This is a genomic window from Leeia aquatica, assembly GCF_012641365.1.
Classification (GTDB): domain Bacteria; phylum Pseudomonadota; class Gammaproteobacteria; order Burkholderiales; family Leeiaceae; genus Leeia; species Leeia aquatica.
Genome location: NZ_JABAIM010000001.1, coordinates 1,144,665 through 1,167,080 on the forward strand (window position 1 = coordinate 1,144,665; position 22,416 = coordinate 1,167,080).

23 protein-coding genes are annotated in these 22,416 nt (G+C 59.1%); 5 read left to right on the forward strand and 18 right to left on the reverse strand.

Annotated elements, in window-relative coordinates; translation table 11 throughout:
* Nucleotides 1-11 precede the first annotated feature (11 nt).
* The 5 genes from HF682_RS05920 to HF682_RS05940 form a co-directional block, all read right to left on the reverse strand.
* Nucleotides 12-1,442, reverse strand: a complete 1,431-nt coding sequence (locus HF682_RS05920) for a DNA recombination protein RmuC (RefSeq protein WP_168876288.1) — start codon at nucleotides 1,440-1,442, stop codon at nucleotides 12-14.
* Nucleotides 1,443-1,502: 60 nt separating this feature from the next.
* Entirely contained in the window at nucleotides 1,503-3,098 is a 1,596-nt protein-coding gene (locus tag HF682_RS05925; protein WP_168876289.1) for a cyclic-di-GMP receptor FimW-related protein, read from the reverse strand.
* Nucleotides 3,099-3,325: 227 nt separating this feature from the next.
* Nucleotides 3,326-3,895 (reverse strand): YceI family protein, encoded by a 570-nt coding sequence (locus tag HF682_RS05930; RefSeq protein WP_240947060.1) that lies wholly within the window; start codon nucleotides 3,893-3,895, stop codon nucleotides 3,326-3,328.
* A gap of 65 nt (nucleotides 3,896-3,960) precedes the next feature.
* Nucleotides 3,961-4,509, reverse strand: a complete 549-nt coding sequence (locus tag HF682_RS05935; RefSeq protein WP_168876290.1) for a YceI family protein — start codon at nucleotides 4,507-4,509, stop codon at nucleotides 3,961-3,963.
* A gap of 3 nt (nucleotides 4,510-4,512) precedes the next feature.
* Nucleotides 4,513-5,052 (reverse strand): cytochrome b, encoded by a 540-nt coding sequence (locus HF682_RS05940; RefSeq protein ID WP_168876291.1) that lies wholly within the window; start codon nucleotides 5,050-5,052, stop codon nucleotides 4,513-4,515.
* 384 nt (nucleotides 5,053-5,436) lie between these two features.
* On the opposite strand from HF682_RS05940, the gene astE reads away from it, so the two are divergent.
* Nucleotides 5,437-6,462, forward strand: coding sequence for a succinylglutamate desuccinylase (gene astE, locus HF682_RS05945; protein WP_168876292.1), 1,026 nt, complete (start codon nucleotides 5,437-5,439; stop codon nucleotides 6,460-6,462).
* 15 nt (nucleotides 6,463-6,477) lie between these two features.
* Here astE and fliR read toward each other — a convergent pair whose 3' ends face one another.
* The 7 genes from fliR to HF682_RS05980 are packed head-to-tail and all read right to left on the reverse strand — an operon-like array spanning nucleotide 6,478 to nucleotide 10,771.
* The gene (gene fliR / locus HF682_RS05950) at nucleotides 6,478-7,266 is read right to left on the reverse strand and encodes a flagellar biosynthetic protein FliR (RefSeq protein ID WP_168876293.1); all 789 of its coding nucleotides are present in this window, start codon (nucleotides 7,264-7,266) and stop codon (nucleotides 6,478-6,480) included.
* A 10-nt stretch (nucleotides 7,267-7,276) separates the two neighbouring features.
* Nucleotides 7,277-7,546 (reverse strand): flagellar biosynthesis protein FliQ, encoded by a 270-nt coding sequence (gene fliQ, locus HF682_RS05955; protein WP_168876294.1) that lies wholly within the window; start codon nucleotides 7,544-7,546, stop codon nucleotides 7,277-7,279.
* Nucleotides 7,547-7,555: 9 nt separating this feature from the next.
* Entirely contained in the window at nucleotides 7,556-8,323 is a 768-nt protein-coding gene (gene fliP / locus HF682_RS05960) for a flagellar type III secretion system pore protein FliP (protein ID WP_168876295.1), read from the reverse strand.
* The gene (fliO, locus tag HF682_RS05965; protein WP_168876296.1) at nucleotides 8,304-8,741 is read right to left on the reverse strand and encodes a flagellar biosynthetic protein FliO; all 438 of its coding nucleotides are present in this window, start codon (nucleotides 8,739-8,741) and stop codon (nucleotides 8,304-8,306) included. Before fliO ends, fliP begins: the two co-directional genes overlap by 20 nt.
* A complete protein-coding gene (fliN, locus tag HF682_RS05970) occupies nucleotides 8,738-9,184 on the reverse strand; it encodes a flagellar motor switch protein FliN (RefSeq protein ID WP_168876297.1) in 447 nt (148 codons plus the stop codon). The genes fliO and fliN overlap by 4 nt, the downstream gene beginning before the upstream one ends.
* Nucleotides 9,177-10,178 (reverse strand): flagellar motor switch protein FliM, encoded by a 1,002-nt coding sequence (fliM, locus tag HF682_RS05975; RefSeq protein WP_168876298.1) that lies wholly within the window; start codon nucleotides 10,176-10,178, stop codon nucleotides 9,177-9,179. Before fliM ends, fliN begins: the two co-directional genes overlap by 8 nt.
* A gap of 35 nt (nucleotides 10,179-10,213) precedes the next feature.
* The gene (locus HF682_RS05980; protein WP_168876299.1) at nucleotides 10,214-10,771 is read right to left on the reverse strand and encodes a flagellar basal body-associated FliL family protein; all 558 of its coding nucleotides are present in this window, start codon (nucleotides 10,769-10,771) and stop codon (nucleotides 10,214-10,216) included.
* Nucleotides 10,772-11,056: 285 nt separating this feature from the next.
* Between HF682_RS05980 and HF682_RS05985 the strand changes: the two genes are divergently transcribed.
* The 4 genes from HF682_RS05985 to ispH all read left to right on the forward strand — a co-directional run bounded on the left by HF682_RS05985 (nucleotide 11,057) and on the right by ispH (nucleotide 16,335).
* Nucleotides 11,057-12,031: a bifunctional riboflavin kinase/FAD synthetase gene (locus tag HF682_RS05985; protein ID WP_168876300.1), complete on the forward strand. Its 975-nt coding sequence runs from the start codon at nucleotides 11,057-11,059 to the stop codon at nucleotides 12,029-12,031.
* Between the two features lie 77 nt (nucleotides 12,032-12,108).
* On the forward strand, nucleotides 12,109-14,922 hold the full coding sequence (gene ileS / locus HF682_RS05990; RefSeq protein WP_168876301.1) for an isoleucine--tRNA ligase: 2,814 nt from the start codon (nucleotides 12,109-12,111) through the stop codon (nucleotides 14,920-14,922).
* Nucleotides 14,915-15,409, forward strand: coding sequence for a signal peptidase II (gene lspA / locus HF682_RS05995; RefSeq protein ID WP_168876932.1), 495 nt, complete (start codon nucleotides 14,915-14,917; stop codon nucleotides 15,407-15,409). Before ileS ends, lspA begins: the two co-directional genes overlap by 8 nt.
* Nucleotides 15,406-16,335, forward strand: coding sequence for a 4-hydroxy-3-methylbut-2-enyl diphosphate reductase (gene ispH / locus HF682_RS06000; protein ID WP_168876302.1), 930 nt, complete (start codon nucleotides 15,406-15,408; stop codon nucleotides 16,333-16,335). The genes lspA and ispH overlap by 4 nt, the downstream gene beginning before the upstream one ends.
* A gap of 73 nt (nucleotides 16,336-16,408) precedes the next feature.
* Here ispH and HF682_RS17945 read toward each other — a convergent pair whose 3' ends face one another.
* The 6 genes from HF682_RS17945 to HF682_RS06030 are packed head-to-tail and all read right to left on the reverse strand — an operon-like array spanning nucleotide 16,409 to nucleotide 22,372.
* On the reverse strand, nucleotides 16,409-16,810 hold the full coding sequence (locus tag HF682_RS17945) for a type IV pilin protein (RefSeq protein ID WP_205881914.1): 402 nt from the start codon (nucleotides 16,808-16,810) through the stop codon (nucleotides 16,409-16,411).
* 22 nt (nucleotides 16,811-16,832) lie between these two features.
* A complete protein-coding gene (locus tag HF682_RS06010; protein ID WP_168876304.1) occupies nucleotides 16,833-17,360 on the reverse strand; it encodes a pilus assembly PilX family protein in 528 nt (175 codons plus the stop codon).
* A 2-nt stretch (nucleotides 17,361-17,362) separates the two neighbouring features.
* Complete coding sequence (locus tag HF682_RS06015) at nucleotides 17,363-18,148, reverse strand: PilW family protein (RefSeq protein ID WP_168876933.1); 786 nt, start codon at nucleotides 18,146-18,148, stop codon at nucleotides 17,363-17,365.
* Nucleotides 18,145-18,612: a type IV pilus modification protein PilV gene (gene pilV / locus HF682_RS06020; RefSeq protein ID WP_168876305.1), complete on the reverse strand. Its 468-nt coding sequence runs from the start codon at nucleotides 18,610-18,612 to the stop codon at nucleotides 18,145-18,147. Before pilV ends, HF682_RS06015 begins: the two co-directional genes overlap by 4 nt.
* Nucleotides 18,606-19,118, reverse strand: a complete 513-nt coding sequence (locus tag HF682_RS06025) for a GspH/FimT family pseudopilin (protein WP_168876934.1) — start codon at nucleotides 19,116-19,118, stop codon at nucleotides 18,606-18,608. The genes pilV and HF682_RS06025 overlap by 7 nt, the downstream gene beginning before the upstream one ends.
* 11 nt (nucleotides 19,119-19,129) lie before the next feature.
* Nucleotides 19,130-22,372 (reverse strand): pilus assembly protein, encoded by a 3,243-nt coding sequence (locus tag HF682_RS06030; RefSeq protein ID WP_168876306.1) that lies wholly within the window; start codon nucleotides 22,370-22,372, stop codon nucleotides 19,130-19,132.
* Between the last annotated feature and the right edge of the window lie 44 nt (nucleotides 22,373-22,416).

Below are 22,416 nucleotides of genomic sequence, written 5' to 3' on the forward strand. Positions count from 1 at the left end.
AAGCTATATGCCTACTCCTCCAGCTCCGGCAGCTCATCCCCCTCCAGCTGCACATGCTCGATGGCGGCGAAGCGTTTGCTGATTTTCTGGCTGGTGATGTGCACTTCCTGTACATCACGATGCGCCTGCCCAATGTGGGTGGCGAGGTTTTGCATGCGTTTGTCGAAGCGGCCAAATTCTTCGGCCAGTTTGACCAGCTCATGCTGCATCACGTGCAGCTGTTCGCGCATCTGGGCATCACGCAGCACGGCGCGGGCGGTATTGAGCACCGCCATCAAGGTGGTGGGGGAAACAATCCATACCCGCTTTTGCTGGGCGTAGGCCACCACGTCGTCGTGGTAGGCGTGCACTTCGGCAAACACGGCCTCGGCGGGCACAAACATCACCGCGCCATCGGCGGTTTCACCGGGCAGGATGTATTTGCTGGCAATGTCGTCGATGTGCTTTTTCACATCACGGACAAACTGGCTGCGGGCCAGCTTGCGCTCGCCTTCTTCGGCGGCGTCGAACATGCGGCGGTAGTTTTCCAGCGGGAACTTGGCGTCCACCGCCACTCGCCCAGTCGGCGGTGGCAGCTCCAGCACGCAGTCGGCCCGCACGCCTGAAGAGAGCGTGACCTGGAAGCCAAATACCGCTTCCGGCAACACATTGCGCACCAGATGCTCCAGCTGCACTTCGCCAAACGCGCCCCGTGAGCGCTTGTCCCCCAGCAGCTCCTGCAGGCTGACCACATTGCTGGCGAGGCCGTCGATCTTCTTTTGCGCTTCGTCGATGGTGGCGAGCCGGGCCATCACGTTGACAAAGGTTTCATTGGTTTTCTTGAAGCCTTCGTCCAGCCGCTCGCTGACCTTGCCGGAAATCTGCTCCAGCCGCTCGCCAACGGTCTGATTGAGTTTGTCGATGGTCTGGGTGAGGGATTGGCTGACGTGCTGCAATGTCGCCAGCAAGGTGTCCTGTGCCTGCTTGCCTTGTCCGCTGAGAGTGGTGCTGACTTTTTCCAGCAGCTCGGTACGCAGGGCATCCAGCCGCTGCTGCAGGTTGACGGTAAGCTGGCCCAGCTCACGCTGCAGCATTTCCTGGTTCTGCCCCAGTCGTTCTTGCTGGTTGTGCTGCAGTTGGGTGAGGGCCTGCCGGGTTTGCAGCAGCTCGGTCGATACCGCCTGGCGCAGGGTTTCACCGCTGCCCGCCACCATTTGCCGCAGGCGCTCACCAGTATCGAGCAACGCACGCTGCTGGCGTTCGCTGGCATCTTGCAGGGCATGCGCCGTACGCTCGGCTTGCTGCTGCAGGCCTTGATGCAGGTCACGCAGCATGTCGCGGTGGCGCTGCTCGAGTTGCTCCGGGGTAATGGCCTGCTGCTGCGAGCGCAACAGGCGGGTGAGCTGCCAGCCCAGGCCGGCCATCCCCAGCAGCAATGCCCCTACCAGCACCCAATCCAGCATGCCCGCCTCCTTGTCTGCAAAGCCTGATTGTAGCGCGGCTGCAGGCAGGGCGGGGCTGAATCAGGCGGCCTTCTGCTCCACCACCGAGAAGGGGAACAGGTTGCCACCGCTGTAAAAGCGGACATCGGCCGACAGGGTGACCTGATATTCGCGCCCCTTGTAGAGCAGGGTGTAAGGGTCCGGGCGCGGCTCGAACTGGCTGGGCAGCAGCAAGGTACGGAAGCGCTGGCCTTCATCCTGCCCCACGGCAAAGATGGCCTCCAGCGTGACGCCGCTAACGCTGCGCAGTTGCACCATTTGCGGCTCTTCGGCCACGATCTCGACGCCAATGTACTGGCGGCCGTCTTCCATGGCGATGCGTCGAACCACGCCAATGCGCAGTTTTTGCTGGTAGCGGACAGCCAGCAGATCGTTGATCACCGGGCGCTTGGCCACCGTATTATGCTGACGCAGGCCAATGCCCTGGCTGCTGATGTCTTCCAGTAGCCACATGCTGGAGGAAGCGGTATCCGACAGCATGCTTTCATCCACCATCACCGTACTGACACCGGCGCGGCTGTGGACACGGGTGCTGAACGAGGCCTGACTCTGGCTGGGCTCTGGCGGCGACTTGATCGTTTCCAGAATGGTAGGCACGCCTTGGTACAGCAGCACCAGCTCGGGTGTGGCTTGCCGTTCGTCCCGGCGTTTCGGATAGTGGCTGCGTGACCAGCAGCGGCTGACGCGGTCAAACATGGCCAGTGCATCGCGCGGGGTCATGGCGGTGGGCAAGGACAATGCCTTGCAATCCTGCCCCTGCTGCAGCTGCTTGACCATGTTCTGAGCACGGGCAATCAGCGGGCGGGTATTCAGGTAGCGCTTGTCTGCGCCCTCTTCACGCTTCTTGAGCTGGGTGGGTGGACGGAAGCCTTCCAGCCCCAGCACAAAGCTTTGTGCCTCTGGTGCCAGCTCCATGTCCACCTGCATCACGGTCAGGTTACGTTGCAGCCAGTCATTCAGGGTGGCAATCTGCAGTGGGGTCAGGCATTCCGGCTGGGACAGGTAGAGCAGCTGCATGCGCAGGAATTCCTGCTCAATGCTCCGCTCACCTTCTTTGCCACCATAAGGGGCAACAGCAACGCGCTGCAGCCCTAATTGCTCCGCTTGGGCGTAGAGTCGATTGACCTGCCCCCACTGTGCGGTTTCCAGCGCCTCGTAACGCAGCATGCGCACCATGGCTGAATCCGCAATCAGCGCCAGGGTGCGGCAGAAAATCTGGGGGGCGACGCCCTTGCCCAGCGAACGCTCCAGCGCACTATCTGCGCTCAGCAGCGACTGATAACAGGTGATCAAGGCATCCTGATAGCCCAGCACCATATGATAGAGGTTATGTGCAGACAGCTCCTGCCGCTCCAGCAGGCGAACCAGCTGGGCCAGCAACTGGTGATAGTAACGGCGGGAGGTATCCTCGGCATACAGGAAGGCCTTGGCCCGCTTTTTCGGGTTGCTGCGCTCTTGATTGTCGATCTGGCGCAGTGCCTGCACCATCGTGGCGAAAGCCGCGTTGAAATCTTTGGCGGCATAGCCCGCCAGCATGGTGGTTGCGCCTTCCAGCGCCTCCAGCTCTTTGCGCGACTTGCCGCCACCCAGCAAACGCGACACCAACAAATCCAGCATGCCCTGCACCTTCCCCGGTATCAGCGACGGCCCGCATGGCACCGTCAGCCCCGACCCTTATTCAGCGTTGATTGTATCCAGACTTCACTTATAACTCGTCTCTGCGTGTAACACAATCCAAATAAAAGCGGGGAAACAAGAATTTGCATATCATGCCCTGAATGGAAAAACCCACCTCTGGCCATGGCCTCAGGTGGGTTCATTCGGGTCTGTACGGTGTGCAGCGCTTACGACTTGCTGGCTTCCACCTGCACCATGATCTTCACTTCATCGCCAATGGCAGGCAGGAAGGTGGTCATGCCGAAATCCGAGCGCTTGATGGTGGTGCGCACTTCGGCGCCACACATCGCCTTCTTGCTCATCGGGTGAGCACCGCACTTGAAGTTGCTGACATCCAGCTTCACCGGCTTGGTCACGCCCAGCAGGGTCAGCGTCCCCTCCGCAGCCACCACGGCATCGCCGTCAAACACGAACTTGCTGGCCTTCACCGTCATGGTCGGGAATTTTTCAACGTTGAAAAAATCCGGGCTCTTCACGTGGGCATCACGCTTGTCAAAACCGGTGTTCAACGATGCGGTCTGAATGGTGGCCTCCAGGCTGCCGGTGCGGGCGGCCATGTCCAGCATGATCTTGCCTTCGGTTTTGTCAAAACGACCACGGGTAATGGAATAACCCAGGTGATTGATTTCAAAGCTGGGGTAGGTGTGGGTCGAATCCAGCACATAGGTATCCGCTGCAAAGCTGCTTGCAGCCACGCCCAAGGCCAGTGCGGCCACCATCAGTTTGGTTTTCATCATGCTATGCTCTCCTGCCTCTATGTTGTTGCGGGCAACATGCCCGGTCTACAGGGTCTTGCCTGTCTTTATGGGTTCACCAACAGCTTGAACTGCACCTGCACCGCATCCGCCACCGAATCGGTATCTGCCCAGACACCATCGCCTACCGCAAATGCCAGCCGGTTGACCGTCGTGCTGCCAGTCAACAGCAGGCCCTTGCCTTCCGGCTTGCTGGTAAAGGTCACGGTCACCGGCAAAGTCTTGCCTTTGAGGCTCAGCTTGCCGGGCGCCTGAAATTTGCCGCCACCCAGCGCCTTGAAGCCACTGGCGCTGAATTTGGCTTGCGGGAAGTGGGCACTGTCGAACCAGCTTTTCTTGCCCAGCTCACCCGTGGCATCCGGGCTGCCCCCATCCACGGAGGAGAGCTCAACACTGACCTCCGCCTTGCCGGCCTCCGGCTTGGCCGGGTCAAAGCTGACCTGCGCCGCAAACTTGCGGAATTGCCCTTCTACCGGCACTTCTTCCTGCTTGAAAGTGAACTTCAGCTGGCTCTTCGCCAGATCCACCGTTTGCGCCTGAGCCGCCAACCCCGCACTCAACAGCAGGCCAGCCAGGCCATAACGTAATGCACCCATTGCTTACTCCCCTACCTTGGCGAACGGCAGCATGCGACGCAGCACCGTATCGCGATTCACAAAATGATGTTTCAGGGCGGCCAGCACATGCACCACGATCAAGGCGACCATCAGCCAGGCCAGTGTTTCGTGCACTTCCGCCAATTGCTCACCCAGCGCCTTGTCGGGGCCGATCAGGTCGGGCAGGCGCACCAGCTTGAAGTAGACCACCGGCACCCCTTTGGCGGAGCTCATCAGCCATCCCACCAGCGGCACGCCGATCATCAGCAGATACAGACCCAGATGCCCGAGGTGGGCCGCCAGTTTTTCCCACGGCTTCATGCTGTCCGGCATGGCGGGCACCCCTTTGAGCAGACGCCAGAGCAGGCGCAATGCCACCAGCGCCAGTACGGTGATGCCGATCCATTTGTGGTAACTGAATTGCGCCAGCACCTTGGGCGACAGCGGTGCGTCTGCCATGGCGAGGCCAATACCGAAAGCGACCAGGATCAGTACAGCCATCAGCCAGTGCAACAGCTTCGACAATGGGTGGTAACGGTTCATCTCTACATGCTCCTTGCATTGCACGACGGCACAATCGCCCCTTGAGAGTATGCCGACCGATCATTGGTTCCCGAAAAAATCAAAAAAACTGAATTAATTTTGCGAGGAGCTTCCAAGCATTTGCCCACCAGCCCATCCATCCAAGCACATATAAATGCCCAAAAAAGCGCACCATAGATAGACAAGGCTCAATGCACACATTGCAAGGCCCTCATTTTGACAGAGAGAACAAGAATTACTACTAAAATAACCTGAATTATTAATCAAAAAAAATGAACATTAAGGCAACTGCGCCATCATTGGTCGAACATGCGGCATACCGGCTGCACGCTGCGACGACCAACACTACAATGTCTTCAAGCTCACCCGTATTCACCATACCTCATGATCGCCCCTTTTACGCCTGACCTTCTGACCCGGGATTTCCTGACCGCGCTGTTACAGCAGCAAGCGCATCAAGCACAACGCTGGGCGGGACACGGCGGCCACTGGCAGTGGCTGGGCGAAGGCGCGCTGCAATGGGAGCCTGCAGATCTGGCACATCGGCACGCCGACCTGGTACTCTCCTGCGGCATCCATGGCGATGAGACGGCACCGGTAGAGGTCTGCAATCACCTGATCAGGGATCTGGCCGCCGGCCACTTGTCGTGCCGCGCCCGCGTGCTGTTCCTGTTTGGCAACCCGGAAGCCTTGCGCCAGCACCGTCGCTATCTGGACGATGACCTCAACCGGATGTTTGATGGTCGCCACCAGCAGCACCCCGGCAGCCGTGAGGCCACCCGCGCCGCCCAGCTGGAGCGCTGGCTCAGCGCCTTTTTCATGGCGGCCCCTGCAGCTGCCCATGCGGTGCCGCGTCTGCACTACGACCTGCACACCGCCATCCGCGGCTCCCGCTTCGGGCGTTTTGCCCTCTACCCCTACCGGGCGGATCTGCAGTGGAACGAGCAACAGATGGCCTGGCTGCAGCGCTGTGGGGTGGATGCCGTCCTGCTGAACGAAAAACCGGCTGGCACCTTCTCCTATTTCAGCAGCAGCCGCTTCGGGGCTGATGCGTTTACGCTGGAGCTGGGCAAGGTCCGACGCTTTGGAGAAAACGATCTCAGTCGCTTCAGTGGCATGGATCAAGGTCTGCGCACCTTGCTGGCGGCCCCGGCGGACAGCACCACTACCCCGCTACCGCGACGTTTCCGGGTGGCCGGTGAGATCGTTCGCCAGAGCGAGGCGGGTTTTCAATTGCACATCCCGGATGACGTGGAGAATTTCACGGCATTTCCACGGGGGACGGTGCTCGCAACTGATGGCGACTACCGCTATGTGGTGGGGCATGATGAGGAATGCATTGTGTTCCCCAACCCCAAGGTCAAACCCGGCCTGCGTGCCGGGCTGCTGGTGGTGGAAATCAAGCCCTGACCGCAGGGCAAGGGCTCAGACAGGACGCAAGGCGCGAAGCAGATCCAGCATCATGTGCACCTGCATGTCGAATACCCGCGACAGCACGCCCTGCATGGAAGGCAGCGAAAAGTACAAGGCCGCCAAGCCAATCACCAGTGTAATGGGGAAGCCCACTGCAAACAGGTTCATCTGGGGCGAGGCGCGCGCCACCACACCGATGACCAGGTTGGTCAACAACAAACTGGCCACCACCGGCAGCGATAACCACAAGCCGATACTGAAAATGCGAGCGCCAAACAGGGCGATGTCTTTCATGCCTGCCAGCTGCAAGGGCTGTGCGCTGACCGGCAGCAGGTGAAAACTCTCCACCAGCACCGACAGCATCAGCAAATGGCCATTGAGGGCCAGAAACAGCAAGGTGGCAAACAAGCTCATCCACTGTGCCACCACCGGCGTCTGTGAGCCATGCACCGGGTCCACTTGAGCCGCAAACGACAAGCCCATCTGCAAACCCGCCAAGCTGCCCGCCATTTCAATGGCGGTGAACACCAGCCGGGCGACAAAACCCATACCCACACCGATCAGGATCTGCTGCACCAGCAACAGCATGGCAACCGGCCCACTGGGCAGGCTGGTGGGGGTCGTTTCCAGCAGTGGGACCACCACCACCGTCAAGGCGAGCCCCAGTCCCAACCGGACCCGGCGCGGCACCGCCCGCACCGACAGCAGGGGCTCCACCGCCATGAAGGCCAGAATCCGGGCCAGCGGCCAGAAATAGAGGTTGATCAGGTGGTAGAGCTGCTCCTGCGTGATGTGGATCACCGCAGCATCCTTAGCCGATCAGCCCCGGAATGTCGTTGAACAGCCGGATGGTGTAATCGGTAATGACCGACAGCATCCACGGCCCGGCCAGCACAATCACCAGAAAGGTGACGATCAGCTTGGGGATGAAGGTCAGCGTCATCTCGTTGATTTGGGTGGCCGCCTGGAAAATGGACACGATCAGGCCAGTAATCAACCCTGCCAGCAGCATGGGGGCAGCGACCATGATCAGTACCAGCAATGCGCGCTCGATGATGGTAATCACCATTTCTGGCGTCATGGCAGCCCCCTAGACATAAAAGCTCTTCACCAGCGCGCCAATCAGCAGCGGCCAGCCATCCACCAGCACAAACAGCATCAGCTTGAACGGCAGCGAGATCACCACCGGCGAGATCATCATCATCCCCATCGACATCAGCACCGAGGCCACCACCATGTCGATGATCAGGAAAGGGATATAGATCAGGAAACCGATCTGGAACGCTGTCTTCAGCTCACTGGTGACATAGGCGGGGACCAGCGCCTTGAAGCCGACATCTTCCGGCCCATTGGGGCGCGCGCTGCCGGACAGCTCAATGAACAGTGCCAGGTCTTTCTCACGGGTATGCTTGAGCATGAAGGCCTTGAGCGGCTTGCCCCCCGCCTCCAAGGCCTGATTGAAATTGATCTGATCCTGCGAAAACGGCACATAGGCGTCGGTATACACCTTCTCCAGCGTCGGTGCCATCACGAACAAGGTCAGAAACAGGCTCATGCCGACAATCACCTGATTGGGCGGTGACTGGATGGTACCCATCGCCTGCCGCAGCAGCGACAGCACGATCACGATACGGGTAAACGCCGTCATCATCAGCAAGATGGCGGGCAGGAAGGTCAGCGAGGTGAGCAGCAGCAGGGTCTGGATCGACAGACTGTATTCGGTACCGCCATCCGGTGTGGGCTGGCTGGTGAACGCCGGCAGGGTGTTGGCCGCCAAGGCCAGCCCGCCTGTCAGGGCCAGTGCCACCGGCAGCCCCCAGCGCCGTATCCGGCCCCAGTCAAGCAGACGGTGGCGCATGGTGCTCCTTGTTGCGATTGAGGGCGCGTTGCAGCCATTGCTGAAACGGTGGCGACGATTCTGCCTGTGGTGGCACGCCTTCCGGGCGTGGCTGCTCGGTCAGCAGCTGAACAGACTGGGCGGTGACACCCAGCACCAGCCAGCGATCCCCAAGCTCCACCACCACCACCCGTTCGCGGGTACCCAAGCTCAGCAATCCCACCATCTTCAGCGGAGACTGCCGCCCCGGCAAGCCATGCGAAAAGCGCTTCATCAACAGCAAGGTGCCGAACAGCAGCGCCAATACCAGCACCAGACTGATCAGCACCTGGAAGAAATAGCCAAAGGAGAGTGGCTCGGCCGAGCCCGGTGCAGCCATCACCATGACAGGCATGACGAGACCCAACGCCGCCCAGCGGCGCAGCACGCTGGCGGTCATTTGTGCAACCGGCGGATGCGCTCGGCGGGGGTGATGATATCGGTCAGGCGGATACCAAACTTGTCATTCACCACCACCACTTCACCCTGCGCAATCAGGCAGCCATTCACCAGCACATCCATCGGCTCACCCGCCAAGCCATCCAGCTCCACCACCGAGCCCTGCGCCAGTTGCAACAGGCTGCGGATGGCGATCTTGGTGCGACCCAGCTCCACCGTCAGCGCGACCGGGATGTCCAGGATCATGTCCAGATTGCTGGGCGCACCCGCCGGGGGCGCACCCTCACCAAACTGCTGGAAAATCTGCGCGGCGGCGGCAGGTGCTGCAGCCAGCGCATCCCCCCCGTCCGAGGGCTGTTGTGCCGCATCGAAGGCTTCCTGCTCGGCCAGCGCCGCCGCCCAGTCGTCGAGACCGGTTTCTTCGCTGTCGTTTGCTTCAGCCATGTTCATCCCCTGCACCCAGCACCTGATCCGCGCCGGCTAAAATCTTGTCCACTTTCAAGGCATACTGCCCGTTCAGGATACCATACTGGCATTCCAGCACCGGAACACCATCCACTTCGGCCACAATGGCCTCCGGAATGTCGAGCGAAATCACATCGCCGACTTTCAGGTTGAGAATCTCGCCCAACGTCACCGGCGCCGACCCCAGATTCGCCACCAGATCCACTTCCGCCACCTGAATCTGCTTGGACAGCAGCTTCACCCAGCGGTCATCGGCCTCAGCCCGGTCGGCCTGCATCGAACTGTACAGCACATCCCGAATCGGCTCGATCATGGAATACGGCAGGCACACGTGAAAATCACCCCCGCCGGAGCCCAGCTCGATCTTGAAGGTCACCGCCACCACCACCTCGGTCGGCGTGGCGATGTTGGCAAACTGGGTATTCATCTCCGAGCGCACATACTCGAATTCCACCGGGAACACGGGCGTCCAGGCACGCTGGTATTCCTCAAACACCACTTCCAGCATGCGGTGGATCACCCGCTGTTCGGTCGAGGTGAAGTCACGCCCTTCCACCCGCATGTGGAAACGGCCATCCCCGCCGAACAGGTTATCGACCACCAGAAACACCAGATCGGGGTCGAAGATGAACAGCCCGGTACCGCGCAGAGGCTTCACATGCACCAGGTTCAGGTTGGTTGGCACCACCAGGTTACGAATGAACTCGCTGTACTTCAGCACCCGCACCGGCCCGACCGAGATTTCAGCATTGCGGCGCAGGAAGTTGAAAATGCCAATGCGGAAATAACGGGCAAAGCGCTCGTTGAGGATTTCGTAGGTCGGCATGCGCCCACGGACGATCCGCTCCTGACGACCAATGTCGTAGGAGCGAACGCCCGCGCCGTCGCCACCCTCCTCCGGCGCGTCCTCTTCTCCGGTCACCCCGCGCAGTAGCGCGTCGACCTCTTCCTGGGAGAGGATATCGTCTGCCATGTCCGCTTGCCGGGCACCTGCCTATTGGCCGGCGCTCAGCGCTCCTCCAGAATCAGGGAGGTAAAGGCAATGCTCTTCACCCCTTTTTTCGCCGATTTGACACCAATCACTTCGTTCACCTTGTCCTGCAGAGCCTTCTGCAGCTTCTTCTTGCCTTCCGGCGTGGACAGTTCGTCAAACTTCTGACTGCCCAGCATCAGAATGATTTCACTCTGAATCTTGGGCTTGTAGGCATTGAGCGTTTCCTTGGCGTGCGGGTCACCCAATTCAGCCTGGATTTCCACCGACATCACGCCACGCTTTTCCGGATTGCCATCCACATTGACGACAAAGCGATCAATCTTTTCAAACACAGGCGGCTTCTTGTGCTCTTCGTCGGCAGCTTCCTCTTCCTCAGCAGGGGCTTCTTCGCCACCATGCGCTTCGCCGCCGCCCTCTTCACCGGCATCCGCCTCTTCACTGGCCGCATGCTGTTCAGTTTTGGGCTTGCCCTTGGTCGGCTTGTGCTTGGAAGACAGGTAGAACCAGACCCCGCCGCCAACGCCACCCAGCAGCAATACAACCGCAACCACAATGATGATGATTTTTTTCATGCGCCCTCGCCCGCCTGGAATGCAGACACCCTTTTTGCCTCTAATAATCGAATTCTAATTAAAAAACAAATGTTTTCAAAAATTTGTTGATGTCATTTATCAGGATTGTGGCGGGGATACATCGAAACTCCTCTGCTTACGCCACAAGTGGGGTACCACATCTGCTGAAGCCAACTATACAGCAAGCCTGCATTGAATCCTAAGCCCACTCATGCGTTGCCAGACTGCATGCCTGCTGGACCGGCTGCCTGCCGCCCGTTAAAATGACTGTTTTTTGAACTGCTTATGCGCGTTTTCAGAGGCCTGACCACTCGCCTGCCTGACCCAGCGGCCATCACCATCGGCAATTTTGATGGCGTACACCAGGGGCACCAAGCGCTGCTTGCCCGCCTGATGCAACAGGCTTGGGCACGCGGTCTGCCATCCACCGTGGTGACGTTTGAGCCGCACCCCCGCGAGTTTTTCACCCCACAAGCCGCGCCTGTTCGCCTGACCAGCCTGCGCGAAAAGCTGGAGCTGCTGGCAGCCTGTGGTGTGGCACAGACCGTGGTGCTGCCCTTCAATCACACGCTGGCAAGCCAGACCGCTGAGCAGTTCATGTATGACACGCTGCGTGATCAGCTGCAGTGCCGCTATCTGTTGATCGGCGATGATTTCCGCTTCGGCCAGCGCCGCAGTGGTGATTTTCAGACCCTGCAACAGCATGCCGCGCAGCTGGGGCTGGCGCTGGAGGCCATGACCACCATCGAGCACGCGGGCCTGCGCGCCTCCAGTACCGCCGTGCGCGCAGCGCTGGCTCAAGGTGAGTTGGCCAGCGCCACTGCCCTGCTGGGCAGGCCGTACCGCATCAGCGGGCGGGTAATGCATGGCAACAAGCTGGGCCGTACCATTGGCTACCCGACCGCCAACGTGCAGATCAAACACAATCGCCCGCCCCTCTCCGGCATCTTTGCGGTCAGTGTGGATGGACTGGGCGACCGCCCCTGGCCGGGTGCGGCCAGCCTGGGGGTACGCCCTACGGTGACGAATGACGGGCTGGTCACGCTGGAAGTGTATCTGTTCAACTTTGACCGGCAGATCTATGGCCAACACCTCGGTGTTCGCTTTCATCACAAGCTGCGCGATGAAGCCCGCTTCCCCGATCTGCCCACGCTGGTGGAACGCATTGGGCAGGATGTGACCGAGGCCCAAGCCTACTTCGCACAACACCCCGCACTGCTGCAGCCAGAAGCACTCGCACTGGCACAGCCACTGATTTGACCACCGGATTGCATTTTTCGATTAAAGTTAAGGGTTTACAGGCCCCGCGCCTGCCCCGTCAGCCAACAGGATAAACCATGAGCACCACCCCACCGGGCGACAAGCCGGACTACAAGCCCACCCTGAACCTGCTGGATACGCCCTTTCCGATGCGGGGCGATCTGGCCAAGCGGGAGCCGGGCATGCTGCAGCAGTGGCTGGAGCGGCAGACCTATCAGCGCATCCGCAAGGTCGCAGCGGGTCGCCCCAAGTTCATCCTGCACGATGGCCCGCCGTACGCCAATGGTGAAATCCATATGGGTCATGCCGTCAACAAGGTGTTGAAGGACATGATCGTCAAATCCAAGACCCTGGCCGGCTTTGATGCCCCCTACGTGCCGGGCTGGGATTGCCACGGCCTGCCGATTGAGCACAAGGTGGAAAAGGAGCACGGCAAGCTGGCGGACAAGGCGGCTTTCCGCGCGCTGTGCCGTAGCTATGCAGAATCGCAGATCGAGCTGCAAAAGCGGGATTTCGTGCGACTGGGCATCTTGGGCGACTGGGACAACCCCTATAAGACCATGAATTTTGCCACCGAGGCGGCCATCATCCGCACGCTGGGCAAGATCTATCAAAACGGCTATCTGGTCGCGGGCAAGAAGCCGGTGCACTGGTGTGTGGACTGCGGTTCGTCACTGGCAGACGCCGAAGTGGAATACGAAGACCGCACCTCACCGGCCATCGACGTGGCGTTCCGCGTGGTGGACGAGGACCGTGCCAAACTGGCCGCGGCCTTTGGTACCTCGTTGGGTGACGAAGCAGCCTACGCTGTGATCTGGACCACCACGCCGTGGACCCTGCCCGCCAACCAAGCCGTGAGTGTGCACCCGGAACTGACCTATGACCTGATTGCCACGCCGGCGGGTCTGCTGATTCTGGTGCGTGAACTGGCTGAAGCCGCCATCAAGCGCTATGGTTTTGAATCGGTGGAAGTGGTGGGGCAAGCCAAGGGACAGGCGCTGGAGCTCATCCGCCTGCAACACCCTTTCCTTGACCGCACCGTACCGCTGATCCTGGGCGACCACGTCACCACCGACGCGGGTACCGGCTTGGTGCATACTGCACCCGCACATGGTCAGGAAGACTATGTGGTGGGCCTGCGCTACCAGTTGCCAATTGACAACCCGGTGGGTGGCGATGGCCGCTTCCTGGACGGCACTTGGCTGGTGGAAGGCCGCAGCGTGATGGAGGCCAACCCGCTGATTGTGGATGTGCTGAGCGAGAAGCAGGCACTGCTGTGCCACGCGAAGCTGCGCCATAGCTACCCGCATTGCTGGCGGCACAAGACACCGATCATCTTCCGCGCCACCAACCAGTGGTTCATCGCCATGGACAAGCCGGTAGCCGATGGCAAGACCCTGCGTGACAAGGCGCTGGCCGCCGTGGACGAAACCGAGTTCTTCCCCGGCTGGGGCCGCGCTCGGCTGGAGGCGATGCAGAAGAATCGCCCGGACTGGTGTGTATCCCGGCAGCGCTTCTGGGGCGTGCCGATGGCCATGTTTGCCCACAAGCAAACCGGTGAGCTGCACCCACGCACTCCGGAGCTGCTGGAACAAGTCGCACAGCGGGTGGAACAGCAAGGTATCGAGGCCTGGTGGGCGCTGGACCCGGTAGAGCTGCTGGGCAGCGATGCTGAGCACTACAGCCGGCTGCCAGACACATTGGATGTGTGGTTCGACTCTGGCTCGACCCACGCCGCCGTGTTACGCACTCGCCCGGAGCTGCAACGCAGCGAGCGCCACCCGGCGGATCTGTATCTGGAAGGCTCCGACCAGCATCGTGGCTGGTTTATGTCGTCGATGCTGACCGGCTGCGCCACCGATGGTCACGCCCCTTATCGCCAGCTGTTGACCCACGGCTTTCTGGTGGACGGGCAAGGCCGCAAGATGTCCAAATCACTGGGCAACGGTATCCTGCCGCAGGAGGTGTTCGATACGCTGGGTGCCGACGTGCTGCGACTGTGGATTGCCTCTACCGACTATTCGGGCGAGATGTCGCTGTCGAACGAGATCCTGAAGCGGGTGACAGAAACCTATCGTCGCCTGCGCAATACCCTGCGCTTCCTGCTGGCCAATCTGACCGACTTTGACGCCAGCCAGCACAGCGTGCCGGTAGCGCAGATGCTGGAGATCGACCGCTATGCGCTGGCGCTGGCCGAGCGTTTCCAGAACCAGCAGATCCTGCCGGATTATGAGCGCTATGTGTTCCACCATGCTGTATCAGCCATCTCGGTATGGTGCTCGGAGGACCTCGGCGGCTTCTATCTGGACATCCTGAAAGACCGGCTGTACACCAGCGCGCCGACATCGCTGGCACGTCGCTCGGCGCAGACCGTGCTGTGGCATCTGGCGCATAGCCTCACCAAGCTGCTGGCGCCCATCACCAGCTTCACCAGCGAAGAAGTGTGGCAATCGCTAGGCTATCGCGACAGCGTGTTCGAACACCTGCACCACGCCTTCCCGGAAGTCGCCGATGCCGAGCCTCTGCTGCAGCGCTGGGAGCGCGTGCGTCAGGTGCGGGGACAGGTCAGCAAGGAGCTGGAACAGCTGCGCATGGATGGCAAGATCGGCGCCTCCTTGCAGGCTGAAGTGACCTTGCACGCCAGCGGTGACACCTACGCCGCGCTGGCGGCACTGGGCGACGACCTGCGCTTTGTACTGATCACCTCCAGTGCGCAGGTGCTACAAGCCGAGGGTGAGCTGCGCATTGAGGCGCACGCCACCCGCGAGCACAAGTGCGAGCGGTGCTGGCATTACCGCAAGGATGTCGGCCAGCAGGCCGCCCATCCGCACCTGTGCGGGCGTTGCTTCAGCAATCTGTACGGTCAGGGAGAAACCCGTGAGCATGCCTAAACCACGCCGCTTTGTGGCCTGGCTGGCATTGTCCCTGCTGGTCATCGTGCTGGACCGCTGGAGCAAAAGTGCCATCCTGGCCCACTTTGTCGATTATGAGCGGGTGACTTATACCTCGTTCTTCAATCTGCACCTGATGCATAACCCGGGTGCGGCCTTTGGTTTGCTGGACGATGCCGGTGGCTGGCAGGTGGTCTTTTTCACAGTGCTGGCTCTGGCCGCTGCAGGCTTGATCCTGTGGCAGCTATGGCTGCATGCCGATCGCTTCCGCTACAGCCTGGCATTAGCCTGGATCATGGGTGGCGCGCTGGGCAATGCCTACGACCGGGTAACCCGGGGGCAGGTGGTGGACTTTCTGGAATTCCATTGGGGCCCGCATTACTGGCCTGCGTTCAATATCGCTGACTGTGCCATCGTCGGTGGCGCGGGGCTGCTGATCCTGGACAGCTTTCTGCACAAGCCCAAGGCACAAGGGGCGTCTTCATGAGTGAAACCCGACAGATCATCCTGGCCAACCCACGAGGCTTCTGTGCCGGGGTGGATCGCGCCATCAGCATTGTGGAGCGGGCGCTGGAAAAGTTCGGCGCGCCGATCTATGTCAAGCATGAAGTGGTACACAACCGCTTTGTGGTGGATGGCTTGCGGGCCAAGGGGGCCATCTTCATTGAGGAGCTGGATGATGTGCCGCCCGGCAGCACGCTGATTTACAGCGCGCACGGGGTGTCACAGCAGGTACGCCGCGATGCTGAGGCACGCGGCCTGACCATTTTTGATGCCACCTGCCCGCTGGTCACCAAGGTGCATCTGGAAGTCCGCCGACTGCGTGAGCAGGGCTTTGAGATCGTGATGATCGGCCACGCCGGCCACCCGGAAGTGGAAGGCACCATGGGCCAAAGCCAGGGCGGCATGTATCTGGTGGAAACGCCGGCAGATGTGGCACAGCTGCAGGTGGGCACCCCTGACAAACTGGCTTATGTCACCCAGACCACCCTCTCGGTGGACGACGCCCGTATCATGGTACAAGCCCTGACCGCACGCTTCCCTGGCATCGTTGGCCCCAAGAAGGACGACATCTGCTACGCCACACAAAACCGGCAGGATGCCGTCAAACAGCTGGCCAGCCAGAGTGACCTGATCATTGTGATTGGCTCACGCACCAGCTCCAACTCCAACCGGCTGCGTGAAGTGGCGGTGCAACTCGGCGTACCCGCTTATATGGTCGACAATGCCACGGAGTTGCAAGCCGAGTGGCTAGCGGGCAAGGCTCGCATTGGCGTGACGGCTGGCGCATCGGCACCGGAAGTGCTGGTCGAAGGCGTGGTTACCCGCTTGCAGGCGCTGGGCGCCAGCGCGGTCGACACCCTGCGCACGGTGGAAGAGAATGTGGTGTTCAATCTGCCGAAGGGTTTGTAGGTCCAAACGGCTATTCGCAATAATAAACGCGGGCTTTTGCCCGCGTTTATTATCATACAAGCACAGCGAAGGCTTAACTACCCCAACGCCCGCTGGCCACCGTACCACTCTTGAAACCCGTATTATTCAGCGTCAAATCCCCATCCCCATCCTGGGATTTCCCCGCCACGGGGGCCGCGGTAAGCGTAAAGCTGGTAGGCCCGCTCGCCACGCAGGATATTGTGTAATACAAGGTGCTGGAAGCACTCGCTGCACAGGTTGTAGACGAACCTGCTGTGTCATAGCGGCCATTCACAGAGTAAGCGCGTTCCATTCTAGCCGCATAATCCACCAGTAACTGTTGCGCATCCGTACGGCGGCTTTTCACCACATGCCGGGTATACGCCGGATACGCCACTGCCGCCAGAATACCAATAATGGCCACCACGATCATCAACTCCACCAAGGTGAACCCAGCGTGACGTACTTTCTGCATAGTATTCAACTCCTGTAGCCTGTTAGCTAACGGGACACACAATGACCTGACTTTGTACCACGGCGCCTTCATTGGCGTCCAGCGTGCCGGCTGATGCATTGAGAGAGCTGTATGCCTTGGCAGTAACCGCCCAGCGGTAGCAGGAGGTAAGGGGGAGGATGCGCCCCGAAGCCGTAAACGTTCCAAGCGGTTGCACCACATACCGTCCAGCGTTCGCCACTGCGACAGCGGTAGTTCCTGAAGCGACTGACCATGCTGTGATCGGATTACTCGCCGGGCCAGAAGACTCATTCAAACCTTGAGCATTGGTCAGGCAGTTCCATGCCGTAGCACAACTTGGCTGACGCAAGGCCAGTTCGCCTTGGCGCAATGCTTGTTCGGCACGCTGAATGGTCTGACTGCGTTCACGGTAATCCCCCGCAGCTCGCTCCCCCACCACCACCCCGCGCATGCTTCCCATCACCAGCAAGGTCACCACCAGCAGCATGATCAGCGTCACCGCCATGGTAAAGCCCCGGGCTGCGCGTAACTGTGTTTGACGATTCTGCATGTTCAGCTCCGGTTACGCATGGCCACGGTGGTGCGGAAGATCCGGTACACCTTACGGTCCGTGGTCGATGCCGCAATATTGGCACCCGTACAATTCGTAAATGCGGCCGGACGGGAAACTGCCATTGCACTCTGCTCACTACGCAACACCGCACAGACTCGCACAGCCACAATCCGTGCCCCCGTCCCCGGTGTGGAAGTGTATCTATCCGGAATACAGTCCCTGCTGGGCGCACACTGATAGGCCGATGCGACGGTAGACACATTGTCGTCTATGCCATATTGCAGATTGAAATCCACCACCTCCACACCGCGGCTGGTACCTGATGCTGCGGCCACTACCCAGTTGGTTATTGTTGAGCCTGATGCATTGGTAAATCTACAGTCCAACCCAGAGCCTGATTGAAAGATGGTAACGCGCAGGTTGACTTCGCTTGCTACAGCCACACCATTACAGCCAACCTGGTTGATACCATCAGCATCAAACACAATTGCCACAGAGCTCGCGGTGGACACAGCACCACTGACCGACTGGAAAGGCGCGCTCCCATAACCAGGATTTTGCTTGTAACCCGCTTGCAATAGCAAACGACTACTGATCCCCATCACAAACCGCCCGTCTTCCGCCAAACGGGATTGCATCTCCTGCACCCGGCGGCTGGCACTGGTGGAGCTGTAGATCTGGCCCAAGGCCAGGATGACCAAGGAACCCAAGGTCAACGACACCATCAATTCCACCAGAGAGAAGCCAAACTGCTGTGCTCTTTGTTTCATGTCCGCCCCCCTCATTCCACCACCGCAGCGTAGCTTTGCGATGCAATGTTATTACTCCAGGTCATGGTAACGGTATAGCGTCCATAATTATCTGCCGTTGCTGTCCTTGTAATGACAATATTGGCAGTAGGCGCCAGTTGATTCCGCGCGTCATTTAATGCCTGCGTATAATCTGAAGCCGCAAGTGCATTGCCTGTAATGGGTGTCGTGTAGTCCGGCAAAGTAGGTCCCGTCGTCACTCCCGACTGTGCCACAATCGGTGAGCGGTTGGCGCGGATACTGTCAGCCAGGCTATTGACCACGTCCGCTGCAATGCCCTGCTCATAGGCATTGCGTGCACTGTTCAGCGCACGGGTCTGCGCCCCTGCCAAGCCAAGAATGCCGACCGCCAGAATCAGGATGGATACCATCACCTCGAGGATGGTAACACCCGACTGCCGGGATACCGGGGGACGGTGTAAATGACGTGCACTCAGCATGCGGCACCTCCTGTCGAGCGCGTTACCCTACCCGTTGTCAGGACAATGACGCGGCGAATCTCTGTGCCCTTCGAAAAACAAAGCGTGACAGTATTGTCTGTACCACCTAATACGCCCGAAAATGTAACACCACTGGCAGCACTGGCAAGCCCCGGGGGGGCAACCGCACCCACCATAGTCAGCCCCTTGTTGGCAGTATGGCGCGACACTACGGCCCCCGTTGCTCTATTCAATACAATCCAGCCATTGCCCCAGCCGTTGGCATTATTACTGCAGGTGGTTGCCGTATCCGGGTTTGTGACCGCACATACCGTGTATTGACGACGATAGCGGATGGCATCCAGCCGGGCCGCGACCAGATCATTGGTCAGCACCTCGGCGGTAGATGACACCCGCGAGCCATTGATGAGGCCGATCATGCTGGGTACGGCGATGGCGGCGATTATCGCCGCCACCGCCAGCACGATCAGCAACTCGACCAGACTAAAACCGGTCTGACGTTTCATGCCCTATCCTTTTACTGAATCAGTTCCCGCCAAGTGACCCGCTCGACCGACACCGTTGACGGCGGTTTACCCCCTGTAGGGATATCCTTAACGCACAACGAGCCTTGGCACGGTATCATGATTGAGCCGCCGGTCGGGATGGAATATGGCACCGAAGCCCCCGTCGTTACCCCACTTGCGGCCCCCACCTTGGCCATCCGGAAAATCCCAGACGAATTACCTTCTCGCACCCCAACCGGTGCAGTGATGCCACTCAGTTGAGACGACACGGTGGAAGGTAATCCAGGAGCAATTGTAGACTCTGTTGAGCCTCGGGTCAGCTCCCCAGGAAATACCGTCAAGTGATAGGCGCTGGCAGGTCGTGTCACTGCCGTAGGCGTCGTATTGAAAGTCAGGTCATCACCCGCATCAAAGTAACCGCTCAGGTTGACGTCAATGAATCCCCGTTTCGGTTGCCCGCTCTGTGGGTCGACACCGTATAACCATCCATCCCCGCCTGCAGAACACTGCGAAGTCGACACCGGGATGGCAGAAGCGAACAGCACCACGTCCGCCTCCTGATTAAAGTATGGAGCACTGGCATTCCGCTCACCGGTATTGGGGAGGTCGATTACCCATCCCTTGTTGGCACCACTCAGGCTAACTGCGTTCATGGTGCTGGTCCGATACTCACCAGGGAATTTACCAACGGCACTGACGGTTGTCGTAGCAGCGCCCGTATGGATGGTTTGGGCTTGCAAATCGGCTCTTGTGAGTGTGCTGCTGTTATTCAGGGCATCAATACGGTCCAGCACCCCGTACAAAGACTGAACTGTATTGTCCGTCTTGTCTGAGGCATACAAAAAGCGCCCAGTCCCAAACACCACCATATTGCCAACTGGCGAATTGTAATCAATATTGCCATCGACATCCTTGTCGAAAACCGGGGTCAGCGTGGGACGCTGCACAATAGGTTGATTCTGGTTAGACCCATTCTTAGCCTTGAAGAATGGCGCACTGCCACTGGACCATTGACTACTGTCATCACTGGTCAGGTTAAAACGCCACAAATTGCCTTGGTTGTCCCCAACATAGACAAAATCGATAATCCCATCCCAACCTATGTCACCACCAGCTGGAGCACTCAGGGTCAGATTCTTGCTGTAGTCTGTTGGACTGCTGGGCAGGGTAATCTTGCGAATCAATGCACCGGTGGTCTGGTTAACCACAAACAGGGCTGGGCTGTTGTTGCTATCTACCCGAGAGGTCTGTTGCGCCGGGTCAGCCGTATGATTATCAAATCCAGAGGTAAAAATAGCGGCTTGTACCACCTTGTCAGTGGTGTTGGTACGCACTGCAGTCATCAAGGGGCGGCCAAACTGATAGCCCACAGAAGGATCGTGGCGATCCGTGAACTCCCACTTGATGGTAGTACTCGGGGCGCCCTCGCTGAACTGGCTCATGGACGTCACGTCCAGCGTAAAGACGCCCTGCCCCCCTTGACCCATGCTGCCCATGAGATAAGTGTGCCAATTGCCTGCACTTTCCCTCACATCATTCATTTGCAGAGGGCCATTCACAAAATAGGTATGTGGGTGCGCACTGGCAACCTGACCATATGTCGGTTCTACCAGGGTTCTCAAATTGTAATAGGACTTGGAAGGCACGTAGGCCATCACTTCATCCATGGGCTTGATGCTACCCGAATTCACGTCCCCACCATAAAAGCCATGCAGCATGCCATCGTTCGCGCCAACGAAAAGCATGCTCCGACTGGCATGGGTAGACAGGAAGCCATTAAAATCAGGATCCAGTGACTGGCTATCCGGTTTGGCCACAATCTGTGCTGTAGAGCCAATGATATCGCCCAACAAATTGAAATTGCTACCATTACTGCGGCTTCGCAGGCCCGCCACGCCCTCCTTGCCACGTACAAAATTCACTACGTTGGTACGCGCAGTATTATCCGCACCCAGCACATTCCAGTACTGCTCACCTGAAGCGTTGGTCTGAATCGCTGCATCACGGAATGCAAACTTCCGAGTGGTCGCTGCACCATCATCGCCAGCCACAACGCTACTCAGCACAACGCGAGAGCTATCCCACCAGTTGCTATTGGACACAGCCCTGTTTTCCAGCCGACCCAGCGCGCCAGGCCCGGTAACCGGCGTCGTGTTCCCAGTCAAGGGGTTTTTGACATATGCCGTCACATCTCCGGACCACCGATCAAATCCATCTGCTTTCGGGTTATAGGTGGGCTTGTACAGCATCAGTTTGCTACTGCTACTGGCTGAAGCTGCCATCGATTGCGAGTTTGATGCCTGGCGGTTAATGTCATTCACTGCATTGGTCAGTGCAGCCGTCAATTCAGACTGCGACTGGGCAGAGTACACCTGGCCCCCCGCATCCAGAGCGGTTTTTTCCAGCCGTTTGTATGCAGTTGAGCTTGGGTTACTAAACTCAACGCCAAAACCGACGGTATACGTCACCAGATTCTGTTTCAAATAATTTGGATCGTTAAAGGAAACCCCATCGGCATCCGTCGCCGTGGTATTGAGGATATCCTCGGTGTACATCATCTTGCTGTAGTCATACAGCTCATTGCCGGGATAGCCTGTCTTCAGGCTGTCCTGACCAGATGTGGGGAAAGTGGCATCCTGGGTTGGTTCACCATCGGTCAGCACAATGGTGAAATTCTTCTGACAGCGCAGGGTAATCGGTCGGGTATAAGGCGAAATCGGCGTAATACTGGTAGCTGGCGTACCACCCGTCCAGTAAAAGGTGTTCATACCCCGCCAGTAGCGGGTCATTTCATAGTAGGCTTCAGCCAGCGGCGTCCAGGTGTCTGGATTCAAACCGTCGATAGAATTGTTGATCGCCGTCTGATCAGCGGCCACCGAGCGCGATTTTATAACCTGCCGGATCACACCCGCCGTTGTGTTATTGCTCGGGTTGAATGCGGCCAGACCCCAGTTAAGGGTCTTGTTATTGTTGATCAGGTCTTTGGCCACCGTCTTTGCCACCGACATCCGGGTCCCCGTCCCCCCACCGGATAGCGGGATATCGTTTGCTGCCATACTCCCGGAGTTGTCGATAAACAGCATGATGTTCGGCGTCACACTGGTCGCCGAGTACTGTGGCAGGCTGGGGTATGGCGTAGGTGCCAGTGCAGCGTGGCTGGCGGTGCCCAGCGCAGTCAGCAGAACAGCCGTCACACAGCGGGACAGCACGGTAGGCTGGAAGCGGGCAGGAAAAGTGGCGTGGACGGCTTTCATCTCGGGCCTCATCGGTCTGGAGGGGTCGGCAGATAGTGTCTGGA